This is a genomic window from Thermotoga maritima MSB8 (assembly GCF_000008545.1).
GTDB lineage: Bacteria > Thermotogota > Thermotogae > Thermotogales > Thermotogaceae > Thermotoga > Thermotoga maritima.
The window spans coordinates 556,948-574,568 of the sequence record NC_000853.1; the positions used below are offsets into that span (position 1 = coordinate 556,948).

Here is a 17,621-nt window from a genome sequence, read left to right on the forward strand (position 1 = left end):
CTGTTCAAAGAGGTGATCTTGCTTGCTCAAGTACATCGCACGTAGATTGATCATCATGATTCCTGAGCTCATAATCATCTCTTTCATAGTTTTCATCATCATGGAGGCGGCTCCAGGAGATTTCCTGGACATGTACCGTCTCGATCCTTCCGTTTCTCAGCAGTTTCTCGAGAAGATGGAAAAGGAGCTTGGCCTGGACAAGCCCTGGATCGTTCAGTACGGCATCTGGCTGAAAAACGTTTTGAAAGGAGATTTTGGTTACTCGTTCTACTACAGAAGGCCCGTTTCCACACTCATCTGGGAGAGGGTCTTCGCTACGGTGATACTCTCCGTTTCTTCCCTCGCGTTCGAGTGGTTGCTTGGAATAATCGTCGGTGTTTTCTCGGCTCTGAAGAAGTACAGCATCTGGGATAAGATTCTCACAGTTGTCGCTTTCAGTGGAATTGCCCTTCCAGGGTTTTTCCTGGCCATTCTGCTCCTTTACATGGCTGCGAAGACCGGCTGGTTTCCAATCGCCGGTATGGTCTCGGTGAATCACAACCAGATGACAACCTGGGAGAAGTTCAAGGATATCGCATCTCATCTTGTTCTTCCAACCATCGCTCTTGGTTTCGGTGGTTTTGCTTCCCTCATGAGATACATGAGAGGTAGTCTTCTCGACGTGCTGAACGAGGACTACGTGGAATTTGCCCGTGCGAAAGGAATGCCAGAACGTGTGGTGATATACAAGCACGCCCTGAGGAACGCTATCAACCCCATGATCACTTTCCTTGGGTTCAGTATTTCCAACGTTCTCGGAGGAGCGGTCATCATAGAGAACATCTTTGCCTGGCCCGGCATGGGAAGGCTCATTTACCAGGCACTCCTTCAGCAGGACATTTACATCGTTATGGCGTCCGCCGTGATCAGTGCGATAATGCTCGTGATTGGTAACCTTGTGGCGGATGTGCTTCTCGCCGCTGTGGACCCAAGGGTCAGATTCGAGTGAGGGAGGAATCGCAATGGCTGAGGAAAAGACGATGATAGAGAACGGGGAAATAGAGTTTAAGGAAAGGGTCCTTTCCAGGAGGGAACTCGTCTGGAGAGCCTTCAAAAGAAACAAACTCGGAATGTTCGGGCTGTACGTTCTGATCGTCCTCTATCTCATGGCGTTGTTCGCGGATTTTCTCTCCCCGCACCATCCCTACGAACAGTCTCTCAAGCATTCCTTCGCTCCTCCCACGAAGATACACAGGGAGTACAAGGGAGAACGAGTGGGTGCCTACGTGCTTCCCACGATAAGCTACGTGGACAAAGCAACTTTCGAGAGAAAATTCTACGAAATGCTCTTCCCGAAAAGGCTCGTTCTCGATGTCTTCGGAACACAGGTTGAGTACGAAATCGGAAAAGACGGTGTAACGGGATTCTCTTTCATGCTGGACGAAGAGTATTACATCGTTCCAAAGGACGGCACCATGAAATACGCCGGTTCAACAACGAAAGTGGTTGATTACCTTCTGTTCGGATACGACGAAAAGGTTCTAACGAAAGGAGAGGCAGATATAGAAACCTCTTCCGAAGCCGCGAAAGACACGTACTTTGGGAAATACGGTTTCAGACTTGGCCTGAATTCCCCCGATGAGATCGAAAAGGTCGTCATAAAAGAGAAGCTCAACATGATCCTCGTGAAAAAAGGTGAAGACATTGAGATGATCACAGGAAAGGTGATCGACTACGACTACAAAACTTATCCGGTGAAGTGGTTTGTCAAATCCTGGGGTGGAGATGCGAAGAACCGTATAGGGTACCTCTTCTGGATCTTTCCGTTCCACTATCATCTCTTTGGGGTGGACAACTACGATAACAACGAGTACGTGAGACTCTACATCATGGGAGCTGACCAGTATGGAAGGGATGTGTGGAGCAGAATAGTGTTCGCTTCCAGGATCTCGCTTTCCATAGGTTTCATCGGAATGTTCATCACGTTCGCCCTTTCGCTCGTCTTCGGTGGTATTTCCGGCTACTATGGAGGCATCGTGGACGAATTCATGATGAGGTTCTCCGAGATCATCATGTCGCTGCCGGGTTTCTACCTGCTCATCCTTTTAAGATCTCTTCTACCACTCGATATCCCATCCACACAGGTGTATGTACTCCTTGTGTTCATTCTCTCTTTCATCGGCTGGGCAGGAAGAGCCAGGGTTATAAGGGGAATGGTTCTTTCAATAAAACAGCGTGAATTCGTGGAAGCGGCGAGGGCACTTGGTTTTCCTGACACGAGAATTCTCTTCAGGCACGTTCTGCCCAACACGGCAAGCTACCTCATCGTTGCCGCGACCCTTGCAATACCCGGTTACATTCTCGGTGAAGCGAGCTTGAGTTTTCTTGGACTCGGTATCAGGGAACCGAGTGCCAGCTGGGGGCTCATGCTCGCACAGGCTCAGAACGTCACCTACATGACGAAGTACCCCTGGCTTCTCATACCCGGTATCTTCATCTTCATCACCGTGCTTTCTTTCAACTTCGTTGGTGACGCGTTGAGAGACGCTCTGGATCCGAGGTCTCTCGGATAGAATGCTGAAATACAGACTGAGAAGTAAGAGAGTTGAAGAACTCGTTGAGTACGCGCAGGCAGGATTCAAAGAAGCCATCGACCTCATTGTTGAGAAGTATTACCCTATGGTTGTTAAGATCGCTTCCCAGTATTTTGCGAGCTGGGCCGAACACGAAGATATAGTTCAAAACGGCCTTGTGGGATTGATAAAGGCGATTTTCTATTACGATAAAACCAAAAGCTCTTTCACGTCTTTTGCATGGAGGAGTGTTGACTCCGAGATAAAGTCCTTTCTCACTTATCTGAACAGAAAGAAGAACAGGATGCTCTCAGACGCTGTGAACGTGGATGGTATGGAAAAAGAGGAAGATGACGCACCTTTTGAAGTGCCCGATAGCGAGACCGATGTTGCCAGAAGCGCATTTTCTGGCATAATTTTAGAAACAGTCCTTGAACTATTGAATGAAAAAGAAAAAGAGATCTTTCTCAGATGGCTTGATGGATGCTCATACAGCGAGATAGCGAAAGAGCTCGGTGTGAACACAAAGAAAGTTGACAACACGGTTCAGAAGGTGAAGAGAATGATTTCTGGATTAGGGTGATCGAAGATGAAAAAAGACAGTCTCGTAACGTTTTTCGCTTCTTTGATAGTCATCGCTATTTTACTCTTCTTCGTGCTGTCTGTTTTCAATTTCTATTTTTTGAAGAAGCTTGAAGCCAGGATGGACGAAGTGGAAAAACAGTTTCAAACCACACTGGAAAGTTACGAAGAGCGACTGAAGATATTAGAGGAACTTCTGAAACCCAATTCCATTATCAGTCGCTATATAACTGCGTACGAATACTTTGAAAAAGCCAGCGTGGATTTTGAAAGGATATTTTCTGAGATCGAAGACGATCCCACGACTGGATACATGAGGATTTTTGTCATAGGGAACGATCCTGTGTGGATCACCGTCAAGGACGGAAACGAAGTGCTCTTTTCAAGGGACGTGAAGCCAGGTCTTTCACCTTACAGGTTCTTCTACTACAAAAAACCGAAGATCTCCACAGAATACGATATTGTAATACCACGAGACGCCACCTTAATAGTGGGGATTCCAAACAGGGTGTTCCTGCTCGTTTTCGGGGTCGGGACAACCTACCATCCCACGAAGATCGTTCAGGTACAGCAGACCAGAATAGACAACATCGAGCGTGATTTGAAGCTTTACATACCTAAATAAAAACACAAGGAGGGACTTTCGTCCCTCCCATACTTTGTGTCTTGTCTTCATCGGGTCAGGGGGGATCGGGGGGATGAGGGACACGCAAGTTAGAATTTAACCGATCTCCGTAACATCCTCTTGAAACGATGAAAAAGAACGCCTTAAATTTTCTTGAAAAACCCTTGAAAAAGGAGGGGTGAAATGAAGTACATTTTGATCAAAGGTTTGAGGTTTTTCGACTACCCGGGGGGCTGGTTGTTTTTTCGGAAAGAACTGGACAGCGCAAAACTTGAACTTTTGAACCACGTCTTGAGGACATTTGAAGGAGTGTTTGTGTTTATAAACCTCTTTTCAGAAGAGGTGGATCCTATCATCGCTGAAAAATTCATAAAGGACTATATTCCTCAGAATTCGATTGTTCTGGATGAGATCGTGGATTATCTCGATGTTTCTGTTGAACGAAGGCTGGATTTTTCCTACCCTGAGTTCACGTCTTCTCCCCTCTCTGAAAAATGTGAATGCCTCGTGTACGATGGTGAAAGATTCGAAAGAATAGATCTTTCGGGTTTCAAAGTAAGGCTCGAAGAAATAAGTGTTTTCAGCGAATTGATGGAAGTTCCCGAGGAGTCTTTTACCCTTTTGAAAGGGATCCTCTGGGATCGGGAAGTCGAGAGAATAAAGAACAAAAGAAGCGTAAAGTTCGTTGGTAAAATCTTGAAAAAGAAAAACCGGCCAAAGCTTGATGCATTGCTGCTGGAAGAAATCGAAACGGGGGATGAAACATGAAAATAGAGCGTGTACACGTTGAAGGGTTTGGAAAATTCGAGAATTTTTCTTTCCCCCTGAAAAGCGGGTTGAACATCATCTTCGGAGGGAACGCAGCTGGAAAAACCACCCTTGCGAATTTTATAAGATACTGCCTCACGGGAGAGCTTCCCGAACTTGAGAACTACAGGCCATGGTTTTCGAACAGGTTTGGGGGATATCTCGAGACGAGTGAGGGAAGGGTGGAATTCGGTCAGGGAAGACTGGATCCCGAACTGTTTTCCTTCACTTCTTTCATATCGGAGGGAGTGGACAACACCCTCAACGGTTCGAAAAAGGTCGCTTCCTTCCTTATGGAAAGCTACAGAAACAGACCCGAAGCAGTGGAACTTGAAAGGATATTGAACGAGGATTTCTCTGTCTTGATGAAGAAGACGAAAGAACTGGAGGCTGAGATCTCAAACCTGAAAGAGAGAGTTGAGGCCTGGAAAGAAAAAAGGCGATCGCTCCTTCTGGTTTTGAAGAGAAAGAAAGAGCTTTCGCGGGATCTTCAGGAGAAGAGAAGACTTCTGGAGGAAGAGATCGATAGATTCGAGAGTGAAAAATCTGAGAGATTGTCTTCTATCGAAGCCAGAATCAATGAGGTGAAAGCGGAGCTTCTCCGTGTTGAAAAAGAACTCGAGGAGATCGAAAGGGAAACAGCGGTTCCTGAGGAAAAAGTTCGTGAAGCGATCGAGCTTGCCCAGAAACTGGATTATTTGAGAGAGCGCGGTGAAGAACTGAAAAGAGAGATAGAATCACTCGAGGAAAAATCGAAAGATACGGAAGAAAGACTGAAGACGATCATGAAAGACTTCTCCGTCAGCAGTCTTGAGGAACTGAAACTCAAGTTGGAGAACATGAAGTTACAGATAGAACTGGTGGAAAACGAGCAGAAAGCAAAGCTGAACGAGATAATAGGTCATCTCAGAGAGCCTCTCAGGGAAATTGATGAAAAACTCGAAGAAATTCAGGCAAAGATCGAAAATACAGGTGACCACATGAAGCGCTTCGACAAAACACTTTCTATTTTCAGGGTTTTTGTTGCCGTCTTCCTGACCTTTGCTCTGGTTTCCATCATTTTTGCCTTTCTCAAGCCGGGATACCTGTTCTTCTATCTGACACTGGCAGGAACAGGTGCCTCTGTGATTTCCATGTGGAACTATTACAGGTTGAGAAAGAAATTGTTTGAACTTGAAAGTGAGTTCATGAATCTTTCGACACAAAAGAGGTCTTTGATCGAGAGAAAGAACCAGATCGTGAGCAAGCTGAAGGAAACCGCAGGTGTTGATAACATCGAAGAACTCGAAAAATTTTTGAGGGATCAGATCGTGAAGAAGGTCTTCGAAAGAATACCGTTTCTTTCGAAGTACGGAAGTGAACCACGAAAGGCGGTTGAAAACGTGGAAGAACAGATGAGAGAACTTCTGATTTTGAAAAGCTCCGTTGAGGCTTCTCTGTCCGACAAGAAAAAGAATCTGGAAGAACTGCAGGAGTACTCCAGAGAGCAGGAAGAAGTACTGAAAAACACGCTGAAGGAAATAGGAGTCGACAGCGAAGATAAATTGAAGGTGTTGAGAGACCTTCTGGAAAGACGTGCAAATCTGAGAAAAACCAGAGATTCACTGGAAAAAGAAATCGCTAACCTCATGAAAGAAAAAGAAGAGATAGAATCAAGCAGATCAAACGCGAGAATAGAAGAACTCAAAAGAGAAGTGGAACAGATAGAAAGTGAACTGGAGAAACTCGTGGTTTCACCTCTCGAGGAACCTTTCGATGTTCTGGAAGCTCTCTTCAGGAAGAAGGTTGAACTCGAGATTCTTGAGCGGGCCATTGGTTACATTCCCGAGTTTAAGGATCGGATCAAAAAAGAACACGAGGAACTGTTGAGGGGTTACACAAGGGATCTGGCAGTAGAGTTGACGGATGTTTACAGAAGGTTCTTCAAAGAAAATCAGGTTTTCAAGGTTTCTCCGGATCTGATGGTGACGATTAACGTTCCCGAAGAAAAAAAGGTTGTCGATGTGTTGAACACCTCCGCTTTGAAACTCCTGAGTTTTCAGATGAAGAGGTTCATAAGTCGTGTTCTGGAGATTGAGAGTCCCTTTGTTGTGGACAACACTTTTGTCGATCTGGACGATGAGAAGATAGATCTACTCTGGCAGGAACTGAAAGAGGTGTCCAAGACCAGACAGGTTGTACTATTCACCAGCGACAGGAGGCTTTTGAAAGAAGAACCCGTTTTGAAACTCTAACTGCAGATCATCTCTTTGCTGCACCTTTCACATTCGAGCTGAACGGTGGTGTGGGTTATCCCGTATTTTTTCAATCTTTTTTCTATTTCGTCTATGATCTTCTGGGCGTCCTTCAGCTCCATGTTGTCCACTTCAACGTGACACTCGAAGTGGATTTCTTTCTCTCCCACTCTCCAGGCGTGAAAATGGTGGGCGTTCCTCACACCTTCTATTTTTTCAATTTCCTCCTTTATTTTCTCAAAGTCCAGGTTCGGTGAGGCTTCCATGAGAATTTCAAGAGACTCCTTCACTATCTCATAGGCTTCTTTGAACATGTATAAGGCTATAACGAAAGCGAGAACAGGGTCGAGCCAGTATATTTTCCAGACCCTCATGAAAACAGCCCCAAGAACCACAAGGATCGAGGACAGTGTATCCGCGATGAGATGCAGGTACGCAGATCGAACGTTCATACTTTCTTTGCTGTGGGTGTGAAGAAGGATGACAGAAAAGAAGTTGGCAGCGAGACCTATCGAGGAGACGAGGAGAAGCACCGACGTGTGAACGGTGGCGGGACTCAACAATCTTTTCACCGCTTCGATGACAACGAGTGTTGAAACAACGAAGATGGATACGGAGTTCAAGAAAGCCACAATGATTTCGCTTCTTCTGTAGCCGAAGGTGTACTTTTTGTTCTTTGGTTTCTCGCTGATCTTCATCGCGATGAAACTTCCAAGAAGACTCATGGTATCGGAAAAATTATGAAGGGAGTCGCCCAGAAGGGCGAGACTCCCGGATATCAAGCCACCGACCACTTCAGAGAGTGTTATGATGGCGTTCAGCCATATGGAGAACAGCAGTTTCTTCTTCACGTGTTTTTCCTCCTCACACGTACGCTGTAAGATCGAGCAGACCGTGGCCGCTCAGAGTGAATACTATCACACGTTCTTTTCCTTCTTCTTTCGCTTTCTTTGCTTCCCTTATGGCTCCTGCGATGGCGTGAGCGGATTCCGGGGCGGGAATTATCCCTTCGAGCTTTGCGAAGATCTTCGCTGCCTCGAACGTCTCGTCCTGATCGAAAGCCTGTGCCTCCACGAGTCCTTCTTTCACGAGTCTTGCGATTATCGGAGCGGAGCCGTGGTATCTGAGACCTCCCGCGTGTATCTTCGGAGGAATGAAGTCCTTTCCAAGGGTGTACATTTTCAGCAGAGGTGTGAGTCCTGCGGTGTCACCGAAGTCGTAATCGTAATTCCCTTTTGTCAGGGATGGACACGCGGCGGGCTCGCAGGCAACGAACCTGATATCCCTTCCGGAAAGTTTGTCTGGAACGAAGGGAAGTATCGTTCCTCCAAAATTCGATCCTCCTCCGTGACATCCCAGTAAGATGTCTGGTTTTTCACCTATGAGTTCGAGCTGTTTCTTGATCTCGAGGCCTATAACCGTCTGGTGGAGCAGAACATGGTTCAATACGCTTCCGAGGGAGTACTTCGTGTTCGGATCAGACACGGCCACTTCCAGTGCTTCACTGATGGCGATGCCAAGACTACCTGGATTGTCTGGATCTTCACTCAGGATCTTTCTTCCGAAATTCGTTTCTTCACTGGGACTTGGAGTTACCTTTCCTCCGAAAAGGTTCATCATGTATTTTCTCATCGGTTTTTGCTGGTAGCTGACCTTCACCATGAACACTTTTACTTCCAATCCGAACTTGGCACCGGCGTACGAGAGAGCGCTGCCCCATTGTCCCGCTCCCGTTTCTGTGACGAGTCTTTTGACTCCTTCTATCTTGTTGTAGTAGGCCTGGGCGATGGCCGTGTTCGGCTTGTGGCTTCCAGTGGGGCTCACTCCTTCGTACTTGTAGTAGATCCTCGCCGGAGTCTGGAGGTACTCTTCTAAGAAAGTGGCTCTGATGAGGGGAGTGGGTCTGTAAACGGCGTATTCTTTCAGAACGGGCTCGGGTATTTCGATGAACCGCTCTTCTGAGACCTCCTGTTCGATCAGACTCATGGGGAAGATAACAGAGAGCTTCTCGGGTGAAATGGGTTGTTTCGTTTCGGGGTCCAGCGGCGGATCGAGTTTGAACGGAAGATCTGCGAGTACGTTGTACCAGTGCTTTGGAATTTCCTCAGGTTTCAAATTCACAACAATTCTCATATTCCCCCTCCTTCAGTGATATAATCTCTCTTGAGGTGAAGAGCTTTGATAAACAAACATGTTATTTCCGAAAAGATCAAGAAGGCTATCGTTGAAGCCAACATAAAGATCAATCCAGAGGTAGAGGAAATCATCGAGCGGTACGAAGGTCCCTTTTCAGATATAATAAAGGAAAACTACCGCGTTTCCAAAGAGGAAAAACTTCCACTCTGTCAGGACACAGGGATAGTGGAATTCTTCGTCTTCATCGGTCACGAGGTAAAACTGGAAGAACCCATCGAGGAAACTCTGAACAGAGCCGTTGGAGAGGTGTACAGCGAGTATCCTTTTCGTTATTCGGTCGTCTCCGATCCGCTCTTTGAGAGAATCAACACTGGAACGAACACTCCCGCAATCGTCCACATCTTCCAGGTGAAGGGGAAATCCCTTGAGATCAGATTTCTGGTGAAAGGTGGGGGCAGTGAAAATCTCACGGTTCTTCGTATGATGACTCCCACCTCGGATGTGGAGAAAGTCAAAGAATTCGTTATCGAGCACATCAAAGAACACGGAGCAAAGGCCTGCCCGCCGCTTCACGTGGGTATCGGAATCGGAGGAACAGCCGATAAGGCCCTTCTCCTCTCGAAGTTAGCGCTTACGAAGAGCTTCAAAGAGAGAAACAAAGATCCAAAGTACGCAGGGCTCGAAAAGGAACTTGAAAAGGAACTCAACTTTCTCGGAATAGGCTTTCAAGGTCTCGGAAAGGGTATCACCGTTTACTCTGTTCACATAGAACATTTTCCGACCCATATCGCCACCCTACCGGTTGCCGTTTCGGTGGATTGTTACCTCTGCAGAAGGGGGAAAGTGACTTTTGAGGATTGAAGATCTGAAAGCCGGTCAGGAAATTCGCTACTCCGGTAAGCTCATCGTGATGAGAGATCAAGCTCAAAGACGTTTGAAAGAGATCGTCGATAGAGGAGAAGAACCACCGGTGGATCTCAGGGGTCAAATTGTCTTTTACGCGGGCCCCGCCAAAACGCCGTCTGGAAAGCCCGTGGGTGCCATAGGACCCACCACGAGTGCTCGAATGGACGACTACCTGGAGATGCTTTTCAAATTGGGAGCCATCGCAACGATAGGGAAGGGAAAGCGTTCAAAAAAGGCGATAGAGGCCTGTAAGAAGTGGAAGAGGGTTTATTTCGTTACCCCAAGCGGTACGGCCGCTGCCCTCTCGAAAAGGGTGAAGAAATCGAGAGTTTTGGCCTTTGAAGACCTCGGTCCCGAAGCGATCTACGAGATAGAAGTGGAGGATTTTCCTCTCATCGTGGCGATCGACAGCAACGGGAACACGATTTTCAAGGAGTGAGGGATGTGGATGCGCTCGAGATACACAGATTTCTGAAGGGAAAGATAAGAACTGCCCTTCCTGTTGAAAAGGTTGACAGGGAGACGCTATCTCTGCTCTACACACCCGGTGTCGCAGATGTTGCCAGAGCCTGTGCTGAGGATCCAGAAAAGACCTACGTTTACACCTCAAGATGGAACACGGTTGCCGTTGTTTCAGACGGAAGCGCTGTTCTGGGACTCGGTAACATAGGGCCTTACGGTGCTCTTCCAGTGATGGAGGGGAAAGCCTTTCTTTTCAAGGCCTTCGCCGATATCGACGCCTTTCCCATCTGTCTTTCCGAATCCGAGGAGGAAAAAATAATCTCCATTGTGAAGAGTTTAGAGCCGAGCTTTGGCGGCATAAACCTTGAGGACATAGGAGCGCCGAAGTGTTTTCGAATCCTTCAGCGCCTCTCGGAAGAGATGAACATTCCTGTTTTCCACGACGACCAGCAGGGAACCGCCGTTGTGGTGTCCGCAGCTTTTCTCAACGCGCTGAAACTCACGGAGAAAAAGATCGAAGAAGTAAAGGTGGTTGTGAACGGTATAGGAGCTGCTGGCTACAACATCGTGAAGTTTCTGCTCGATCTTGGTGTGAAAAACGTTGTAGCTGTCGACAGAAAAGGCATCCTCAACGAAAACGATCCGGAGACCTGTTTGAACGAGTACCACCTCGAAATCGCACGCATCACCAATCCGGAAAGGCTATCCGGTGATCTTGAAACAGCCCTGGAAGGTGCTGATTTCTTCATAGGTGTTTCGAGGGGAAACATTCTGAAACCAGAGTGGATAAAGAAGATGAGCAGAAAACCTGTGATATTCGCCCTCGCGAATCCTGTTCCCGAGATAGATCCAGAACTCGCAAGGGAAGCGGGTGCCTTCATAGTTGCAACGGGAAGATCAGATCATCCAAATCAGGTGAACAACCTTCTCGCTTTCCCCGGCATTATGAAAGGAGCCGTGGAGAAAAGATCGAAGATCACGAAGAACATGCTTCTCTCCGCCGTGGAAGCCATCGCTCGCTCGTGTGAACCAGAACCAGAGCGCATCATACCGGAGGCTTTCGACATGAAGGTTCATTTGAACGTCTATACTGCTGTCAAAGGTTCAGCGTGAGAAGAATTTCAACCTTTTCTCTCTTTGCCATCCGAGAACAACGTAATCTGAGTTGAATATTCTGAACACAAAAACTGTGGTGACAATCGAAAAGATGAGAAGGTACAGAATTCCTGAAACAATGAGACCGTAGTCTCCATAGAAAGCCAGCTTTGGAGACATTATGGGATGGGAGAAAGGAATCAGGAAAACGATCACTTTGAGAACTCCTGGAAGGTTCGAAAAATCCATTATCATGTTCGCTATCATCGGAACCAGTGCGAGTATCGAAATGGGAAACGTGAGAAGCTGAGCGCTTCTGTAGTCTTTTGCCATCATACCGAGTAGCATACAGAGAGAAAGGCCGGCTAAGATGGAAAGAAAGAGACTCGACCCCATCAGCAGGAAATCCACAGCCTTAAAGTTCAACCCCATTCCCTGAACATTCTGCGTCAGAGAATTCAGGTAGCTGTAAAAGCCTGCCATGTATATTCCCGCAAGGATCAGACCAACGATCGCACTTCCCACGATCTTTGCGAGTGCGATGTGTTCTCGCTTCACGGGCATCGTGAGGAGTGTCTCGAGGGTCTTGTTCTCTTTCTCCATCGCGAGTGAAGAGATGAGGGAAGATCCCGACATGATTATCAGCATCATGATGAGAATGGGAATCATTATGTTTTGAGAGTAGAAGACGTTCATTATCGCTTCTGGTGAGTGATTTTTGAAGAGGCTTCCCCTCAAGTAGGTGTGTTGAACGATCTCGAGTGGATCGAACAGAAGCTGGGCTTTTTTCGGATCGTTCAGTAAGAATGAAGCAAGCTGCACCTTGAGGGATTCGATCAGGGATGAGATCGTACCCGTGGAGACCGCTTCTGACAGGCCGGTTCCTCTCAGGTACCACACAATTTCCAACCGCGCTTTTTCACCTGATTCCAAGCTTTGAGAAAAACCTTTGGGTATCACAATGATCGCAGGAGCCTTTTCCTTCTTCACAGCTTCTTCCGCTTCTTTCAGATCACTTCCTGCGTACACGATATCCACCATATTGCCGAGTGCTTTTTCTGCGAGTTCGGCGATCGTTCCTGTGTCTTCCCTCACGATCGCCACCTTCTGACCAACAGTGGATTTCTCTACGGTGCTTTTGAACACGTTGCCCAGTGAACCGTACAGAACAGCCACCACAATGACAGAGACAATTGCTCCCAGATTGAGAAGTTCTTTTATCTCTTTCTTCAGAAGTTTTCCGAACATTTCACCACCTCCTCGAAGACCTCTTCGATGTTCTGTGCTTTGTACCTTTCCTTGAGTTCTTCAACGGTTCCCGTTTCCACAATCGTTCCGTTGTGAATCAGCGCTATTCGATCACAGAGGAATTCCACTTCGAGCATGTTGTGAGAAGAGACCAGTATGGTGAGACCTTCCTGAGATGCCTGTTTCAATATCTTTCTCACTTCTCTTGCGTTGAGGACATCGAGGCCGGAGGTGGGTTCGTCGAGGATGGCGAGACGAGGATTCACCATCAAAGCCCTCGCTATGAGGAGTTTTCTCACCATACCTTTGCTGTAGGTTGAGACTCTGTCTTTTATCTTTTCACCGAGACCGGCGATCTCCGTTGCCCGTTCGACCATCTCTTCTATCTCGCTTGAGCTGGAAGCGTAGAAACCCGCAACGAATCTCAGGTATTCGATTCCCTGCATGTTCCTGTAGGCGCCCGCTTCTTCGGGAAGGTAGCTGATCAGCTTTCTCACTTCGTGTGGTTCTTCAACAACGTTCTTTCCAAATACGGTGACGATTCCGGAGGAAGGCTTGATCAGCGTGGAGATGATCCTGAGTGTGGTGGTCTTTCCCGCACCGTTCGGTCCTATGAGACCAAAGATCTCTCCTTCTTCGATCTCAAAAGAAATTCCCTTCAGGATCTCTTTCTTTCCAATTCTTTTTCTCAGATCCTTTACAACCACTGCCCCCATCGATACACCCCCTATTCTGAAACTATCATCCCCCTGTTGTTCACCCTCAGCTTCAGAACGTCCTTGAGATAGGGAATCCCTTCAAAGTCATTTATATTGGAACAAACAGAAGGACCGGATCCGCTTACAAACCAGTACTCGGGATTTTTTGATAAGATGGCTTCCACAAACTCTTTCATCTTCTTATTGCCGTTTATCCTGTAGTTCTGGTGAAGTCGATCTCCCACGTATTTCAGAGCCTCTTTGATCTTTCCAGCTGCGATCTTTGCAAGGAACTGGCATGAATTCTTTATGTTGAAGACCGCATCTTCGAAAGGGACCTTCTCCGGAAGGATCTTTCTCATCTCGTTTGTACATACTGGAAAATTCGGAACAAGAAATGTGAGAGAAAGATCGATCTCGAACTTTTCAAAATCAAGATGACTTCCGTTTTGATAACAGACCACAAGCCCCCCTGTGAAAGCGGGTACAACGTTGTCAGGGTGTCCTTCCAGCTCCACAGCGAGTTTCATGAGATCTTCCCGTGAAAGATTTCTGCCCGTTCCTTCGTTCGCAATGTGGAGTGCCGCGACGATCACAGCGGCGCTCGATCCAAGACCGCTCGATACAGGGATGTTGCATGTCTGCTTGATCCTGACTGGCGGAACTCTGTACCCGGTTTTTCTCTCAAAGAACCTGAGGACTTCGAAAAACAGATTGTGGTCCTTCAAATCCGAAGCGTATTTTCCAGTACTTTCTATGGTTGTCTCTTTTGTATCGAAAGAAAACTCCACTTCGTTGAAAAGATCCAGCGCGAGTCCAAAGACGTCGAATCCCGCTCCGAGATTGGTCGTTGTGGCCGGTACCAGGACCTTCATATGTCGAGTACCTCCAGAATCTCTTCTACTCTTCCTTCTATGATCCTTGGGGGTTCAAGCTGTGAGATGACGATGTTCGGATCTTTCAAACCGTTCCCTGTGAGGGTACACACAACGATCTCTCCACCCCTGAAGATTCCCTGTCTGTGCTTCTTCAAAAGCCCCGCTATCGATGCAGCGGATGCGGGCTCACAGAAGATCCCTTCTTTCTGAGCCAAGAGTCTCTGTGCGCGCAGTATTTCTTCGTCGCTCACCATGTCGATGTCTCCACCCGATTCATCGCGTGCCCGGACCGCTTTTTCCCAGTTCGCGGGGTTACCGATCCTTATTGCAGTGGCGACCGTCTCCGGGTTTTCTATGGGATGACCGCGAACTATGGGGGCGGCCCCTTCCGCCTGGAATCCCATCATCTTCGGCAGTTTGGTGGAGAACCCATGCTGATAATACTCCTTGTATCCCATCCAGTAAGCGGAGATGTTGCCCGCGTTTCCCACGGGGATGAAGTGGTAGTCCGGTGCATCTCCGAGCTCGTCGACTATCTCAAAAGCGGCCGTTTTCTGACCTTCGAGTCTGTAGGGATTGATACTGTTCACGAGTGTGATGGGATATTTGGATGTGATCTCCTTGACCAGTTCCAGACACTTGTCGAAATTCCCTCTCACCTGAAGCACCACGGCGCCGTATATCATCGCCTGAGCCAGCTTTCCGAGTGCGATCTTCCCTTCTGGTATCAGAACGATCGCCTTTATTCCTGCCCTTGCGGCGTACGCGGCAGCGGATGCGGAGGTGTTCCCCGTTGAAGCGCACATGATGGCTTTCGAGCCTTCTTCCAGTGCCTTTGCGACGGCAACGACCATTCCTCTATCTTTGAAGGACCCCGTCGGATTGGATCCTTCGTACTTCACGTAGATGTTTATTCCGAGTTCCCTGCTCATGTTCACAAGAGGTATGAGAGGAGTGTTCCCTTCATTCAAAGAGAGCATAGGGGTTTTGTCTGTTACGGGAAGAAATCTTCTGTACTTTTCGAGTATGCCCAATTTCATCACTCCCTGTCCAGTTCGAATCTGCTGTGTATCGCCTTCACGGCATCCTCCACGTATTTTCCGTCTATGATCACAGAAATCCTGCTGCTCGATGCACTGATCATATCGATGTTGATCCCCTCGTTCGCCAGTGTTTCAAAGAGAGTAGCGGAGATTTCCGGTGTTGAAGTGAGGTTCACCCCTACGATGGAGACCTTTGCGAGTCCTTTTTCAATGATGATCTCTTTTGCTTCGCTTCTTGTTTTCAGAAGATCGATGTCGAGTTTTCCAAGCTGGGACTCCGGAACGATGAACGCCACGGTGTTGTACTCCCCGCTCTTCATTCCCTGTATGATCATGTCGATGTTCACTCCCATCTGAGAGAGAGTTCTCATAATCCGTGCTGCGACACCGGGTTTGTCCGGTACATCCTTCAGAACAACCTTCGCCATACCGTCTTCAAAGGTAACCGCCCTGACGATTGGATTCTCCACTTTTGTCCCCTCCCATATAAGGGTTCCACGAGTTTCTTTGTGTGCGTTCTTTATGAGAACCTTGACACCATACTTTCTCGCGAATTCCGCCGCTCTCGCCTGCAGCACCTGGGCACCGTGTCTCGAGAGCTCGATCATCTCTTCCCAGGAGAGCTCTTTTATCACCCGCGCGTCTTTTACGATCCTGGGATCCGCCGTGTACACCCCGTCCACGTCTTTGTAGAGCTCACACAAATCCGCTCCCAGTGAGTAAGCGAGAGCGATCGCTGTGAGATCTGAGCCACCCCTCCCAAGTGTGGTGATATCCCCCGTTTCGGTTATACCCTGAAACCCGGCGACAACGGGTATGAAATCCTGCTTCAGATACCTCGAAATGATATCCGTGTTGATGTCGATGATCCTCGCTGATCCGTAACGCTTGTCGGTTATGATCTTCAGCTGATTTCCAGTGAAAGAGATCGCTTTGTAGCCTCTCTTTCTGAGTGCGATGCTCATGAGAGCCACACTCTGTATTTCTCCCGTCGAGAGGAGAAGATCCAGTTCTCTCGGGTCGGGGTTTTCATCTATCGTCTTTGCGAGTTCTATCAGGTGATCTGTGGTGTCTCCCATGGCGGAAAGCACGACAACGGGCTTCACACCGCTCTTCTTTCTCTTTATGATTTTCTCGGCCACTTTCTCGAGTTTTTCCACATCGGAGATAGCGGCTCCACCGAACTTCATCACCACAACCGAGAACTTCTCGGCACCGCCGAGCACCTTGTATTTCGCCACTCTGAAAAGATCCGCTATCACGGCGCTGGCGGTGGGATATCCACCCGCTCCCCTTCCCTTCAGCAGAAAATCTCCAGCGAGATCAGTTGAAACTTCTATCGCGTTGTCTACACCATCCACGTTGAAGAACGGATCCTCTGGTGTCACTTCTCTCAAACGTACCTCGTATCTGTTTGTTGAAAAATCGAGTTCCCCGATCAGCTTCAGCTTTTTTCCGGAGCGAACGATCTCTTTTAGATACTCCGGATCTATTCTGGTTATGCCCTCGAACTGCACGCTGTTTATGCCCGGAAACCTTCCCGTTACCACACCAGCTAAGACGGAGACCTTGTACGCCACGTCGTAACCTTCGATGTCGTTTGTGGGATCAGCTTCAGCATAGCCAAGTTCCTGTGCTTCTTTCAGAACTTCTTCGAAATGTCTTCCCTTGCTCATCTCCGTGAGGATGTAGTTCGTCGTTCCGTTCATTATTCCGCGTATCCTGGTGACTTTCTGAAAGATCAGATAATCCTGAAGGAGAGATATGATGGGAATACCCCCACCCACGGATGCCTCGAAGAAAAGCTTCCGTTTTTTTATGTACTCTGAGAACTCGTTGCCGTATTCGGAGATGAGATTTTTGTTTGGAGTTACGACGATTCGCCCCAGCTCCAAGGCACGTCGCACAAGATCGACCGCCACATCCGTTCCACCTATTGCTTCTACAACCACATCGCTGTTCAAAATGAGGTCATCGAAATCGAAAGCTATCTCCTCTTTCGGAACACCAAGCAGTTCGTACTTTTGAGGAGAGCGATTTATCACCTTCGAAATGATGAACTTTTCACCGATCCTTTTTTCTATTTCATTTCCTCTTTCTTTCAGTATGCGGTATATACTGCCACCCACAGTTCCAAGCCCTGCGATTCCTACCCGCACTTTTCTCACTCCTTGGGAAGAGTTTGTGAACATTTTAAAGGATCGATATGTTCTCATCTTATCCTAAATTTTACATTTTCATGATAAAAATGCTACTTCTAACAAAAAATTCGATTCAACAACTTGACATTTTAAAGTGAGTGATATACCATTCCTAAAAACCCCCCGTGATTTATTTATTATTCCAGGTCTGGTA

16 protein-coding genes are annotated in these 17,621 nt (G+C 47.6%); 9 read left to right on the plus strand and 7 right to left on the minus strand.

Translation table 11 applies throughout. From position 1 onward, the window contains the following. Positions 1 to 22 precede the first annotated feature (22 nt). From TM_RS02740 to TM_RS02765, 6 genes are all read left to right on the plus strand, one after another. Entirely contained in the window at positions 23 to 988 is a 966-nt protein-coding gene (locus TM_RS02740) for an ABC transporter permease (RefSeq protein ID WP_004081376.1), read from the plus strand. A 13-nt stretch (positions 989 to 1,001) separates the two neighbouring features. Next, complete coding sequence (locus tag TM_RS02745; RefSeq protein WP_004081374.1) at positions 1,002 to 2,552, plus strand: ABC transporter permease; 1,551 nt, start codon at positions 1,002 to 1,004, stop codon at positions 2,550 to 2,552. Position 2,553: 1 nt separating this feature from the next. Continuing rightward, positions 2,554 to 3,135, plus strand: coding sequence for a sigma-70 family RNA polymerase sigma factor (locus TM_RS02750; RefSeq protein ID WP_004081373.1), 582 nt, complete (start codon positions 2,554 to 2,556; stop codon positions 3,133 to 3,135). Between the two features lie 6 nt (positions 3,136 to 3,141). Then, positions 3,142 to 3,759 (plus strand): hypothetical protein, encoded by a 618-nt coding sequence (locus TM_RS02755; RefSeq protein WP_004081371.1) that lies wholly within the window; start codon positions 3,142 to 3,144, stop codon positions 3,757 to 3,759. A gap of 183 nt (positions 3,760 to 3,942) precedes the next feature. Further along, complete coding sequence (locus TM_RS02760) at positions 3,943 to 4,527, plus strand: hypothetical protein (protein ID WP_004081369.1); 585 nt, start codon at positions 3,943 to 3,945, stop codon at positions 4,525 to 4,527. Then, positions 4,524 to 6,800, plus strand: coding sequence for an ATP-binding protein (locus tag TM_RS02765; protein ID WP_004081368.1), 2,277 nt, complete (start codon positions 4,524 to 4,526; stop codon positions 6,798 to 6,800). Before TM_RS02760 ends, TM_RS02765 begins: the two co-directional genes overlap by 4 nt. Here TM_RS02765 and TM_RS02770 read toward each other — a convergent pair. Both TM_RS02770 and TM_RS02775 read right to left on the minus strand, forming a co-directional pair. Beyond that, positions 6,797 to 7,651, minus strand: a complete 855-nt coding sequence (locus TM_RS02770; RefSeq protein WP_004081367.1) for a cation diffusion facilitator family transporter — start codon at positions 7,649 to 7,651, stop codon at positions 6,797 to 6,799. The two genes, TM_RS02765 and TM_RS02770, sit on opposite strands and share 4 nt — an antisense overlap. A 13-nt stretch (positions 7,652 to 7,664) precedes the next feature. Then, entirely contained in the window at positions 7,665 to 8,933 is a 1,269-nt protein-coding gene (locus TM_RS02775) for a TrpB-like pyridoxal phosphate-dependent enzyme (protein ID WP_004081366.1), read from the minus strand. Between the two features lie 45 nt (positions 8,934 to 8,978). Between TM_RS02775 and TM_RS02780 the strand changes: the two genes are divergently transcribed. Genes TM_RS02780 through TM_RS02790 form a run of 3 tightly spaced genes read left to right on the plus strand, consistent with a single transcriptional unit; the run spans position 8,979 to position 11,417 of the window. Beyond that, positions 8,979 to 9,797, plus strand: coding sequence for a fumarate hydratase (locus TM_RS02780; protein WP_004081365.1), 819 nt, complete (start codon positions 8,979 to 8,981; stop codon positions 9,795 to 9,797). Next, the gene (locus tag TM_RS02785; protein WP_004081363.1) at positions 9,787 to 10,281 is read left to right on the plus strand and encodes a FumA C-terminus/TtdB family hydratase beta subunit; all 495 of its coding nucleotides are present in this window, start codon (positions 9,787 to 9,789) and stop codon (positions 10,279 to 10,281) included. The genes TM_RS02780 and TM_RS02785 overlap by 11 nt, the downstream gene beginning before the upstream one ends. A 5-nt stretch (positions 10,282 to 10,286) precedes the next feature. Beyond that, on the plus strand, positions 10,287 to 11,417 hold the full coding sequence (locus TM_RS02790) for an NAD(P)-dependent malic enzyme (RefSeq protein WP_004081360.1): 1,131 nt from the start codon (positions 10,287 to 10,289) through the stop codon (positions 11,415 to 11,417). Here TM_RS02790 and TM_RS02795 read toward each other — a convergent pair. From TM_RS02795 to TM_RS02815, 5 genes are read right to left on the minus strand one after another with little or no spacing between them, the layout of a single operon-like run. Further along, positions 11,409 to 12,647, minus strand: a complete 1,239-nt coding sequence (locus TM_RS02795) for an ABC transporter permease (RefSeq protein ID WP_004081357.1) — start codon at positions 12,645 to 12,647, stop codon at positions 11,409 to 11,411. The two genes, TM_RS02790 and TM_RS02795, sit on opposite strands and share 9 nt — an antisense overlap. Continuing rightward, positions 12,629 to 13,363, minus strand: coding sequence for an ABC transporter ATP-binding protein (locus tag TM_RS02800; RefSeq protein ID WP_004081352.1), 735 nt, complete (start codon positions 13,361 to 13,363; stop codon positions 12,629 to 12,631). The genes TM_RS02795 and TM_RS02800 overlap by 19 nt, the downstream gene beginning before the upstream one ends. 11 nt (positions 13,364 to 13,374) lie before the next feature. Beyond that, positions 13,375 to 14,220: a homoserine kinase gene (gene thrB / locus TM_RS02805; RefSeq protein ID WP_004081349.1), complete on the minus strand. Its 846-nt coding sequence runs from the start codon at positions 14,218 to 14,220 to the stop codon at positions 13,375 to 13,377. After that, positions 14,217 to 15,263: a threonine synthase gene (gene thrC, locus TM_RS02810; protein ID WP_010865143.1), complete on the minus strand. Its 1,047-nt coding sequence runs from the start codon at positions 15,261 to 15,263 to the stop codon at positions 14,217 to 14,219. Before thrC ends, thrB begins: the two co-directional genes overlap by 4 nt. Then, entirely contained in the window at positions 15,263 to 17,425 is a 2,163-nt protein-coding gene (locus tag TM_RS02815) for an aspartate kinase (protein WP_004081345.1), read from the minus strand. The genes thrC and TM_RS02815 overlap by 1 nt, the downstream gene beginning before the upstream one ends. Between the last annotated feature and the right edge of the window lie 196 nt (positions 17,426 to 17,621).

Bases quoted from the DNA above. Each gene is read 5' to 3' on its own strand.
- TM_RS02745 (WP_004081374.1), top strand. From the start codon at position 1,002: ATGGCTGAGGAAAAGACGATGATAGAGAACGGGGAAATAGAGTTTAAG.
- TM_RS02750 (WP_004081373.1), top strand. From the start codon at position 2,554: ATGCTGAAATACAGACTGAGAAGTAAGAGAGTTGAAGAACTCGTTGAG.
- TM_RS02755 (WP_004081371.1), top strand. From the start codon at position 3,142: ATGAAAAAAGACAGTCTCGTAACGTTTTTCGCTTCTTTGATAGTCATC.
- TM_RS02760 (WP_004081369.1), top strand. From the start codon at position 3,943: ATGAAGTACATTTTGATCAAAGGTTTGAGGTTTTTCGACTACCCGGGG.
- TM_RS02765 (WP_004081368.1), top strand. From the start codon at position 4,524: ATGAAAATAGAGCGTGTACACGTTGAAGGGTTTGGAAAATTCGAGAAT.
- TM_RS02775 (WP_004081366.1), bottom strand. From the start codon at position 8,933: ATGAGAATTGTTGTGAATTTGAAACCTGAGGAAATTCCAAAGCACTGG.
- TM_RS02795 (WP_004081357.1), bottom strand. From the start codon at position 12,647: ATGTTCGGAAAACTTCTGAAGAAAGAGATAAAAGAACTTCTCAATCTG.
- TM_RS02800 (WP_004081352.1), bottom strand. From the start codon at position 13,363: ATGGGGGCAGTGGTTGTAAAGGATCTGAGAAAAAGAATTGGAAAGAAA.
- thrB (WP_004081349.1), bottom strand. From the start codon at position 14,220: ATGAAGGTCCTGGTACCGGCCACAACGACCAATCTCGGAGCGGGATTC.
- thrC (WP_010865143.1), bottom strand. From the start codon at position 15,263: ATGAAATTGGGCATACTCGAAAAGTACAGAAGATTTCTTCCCGTAACA.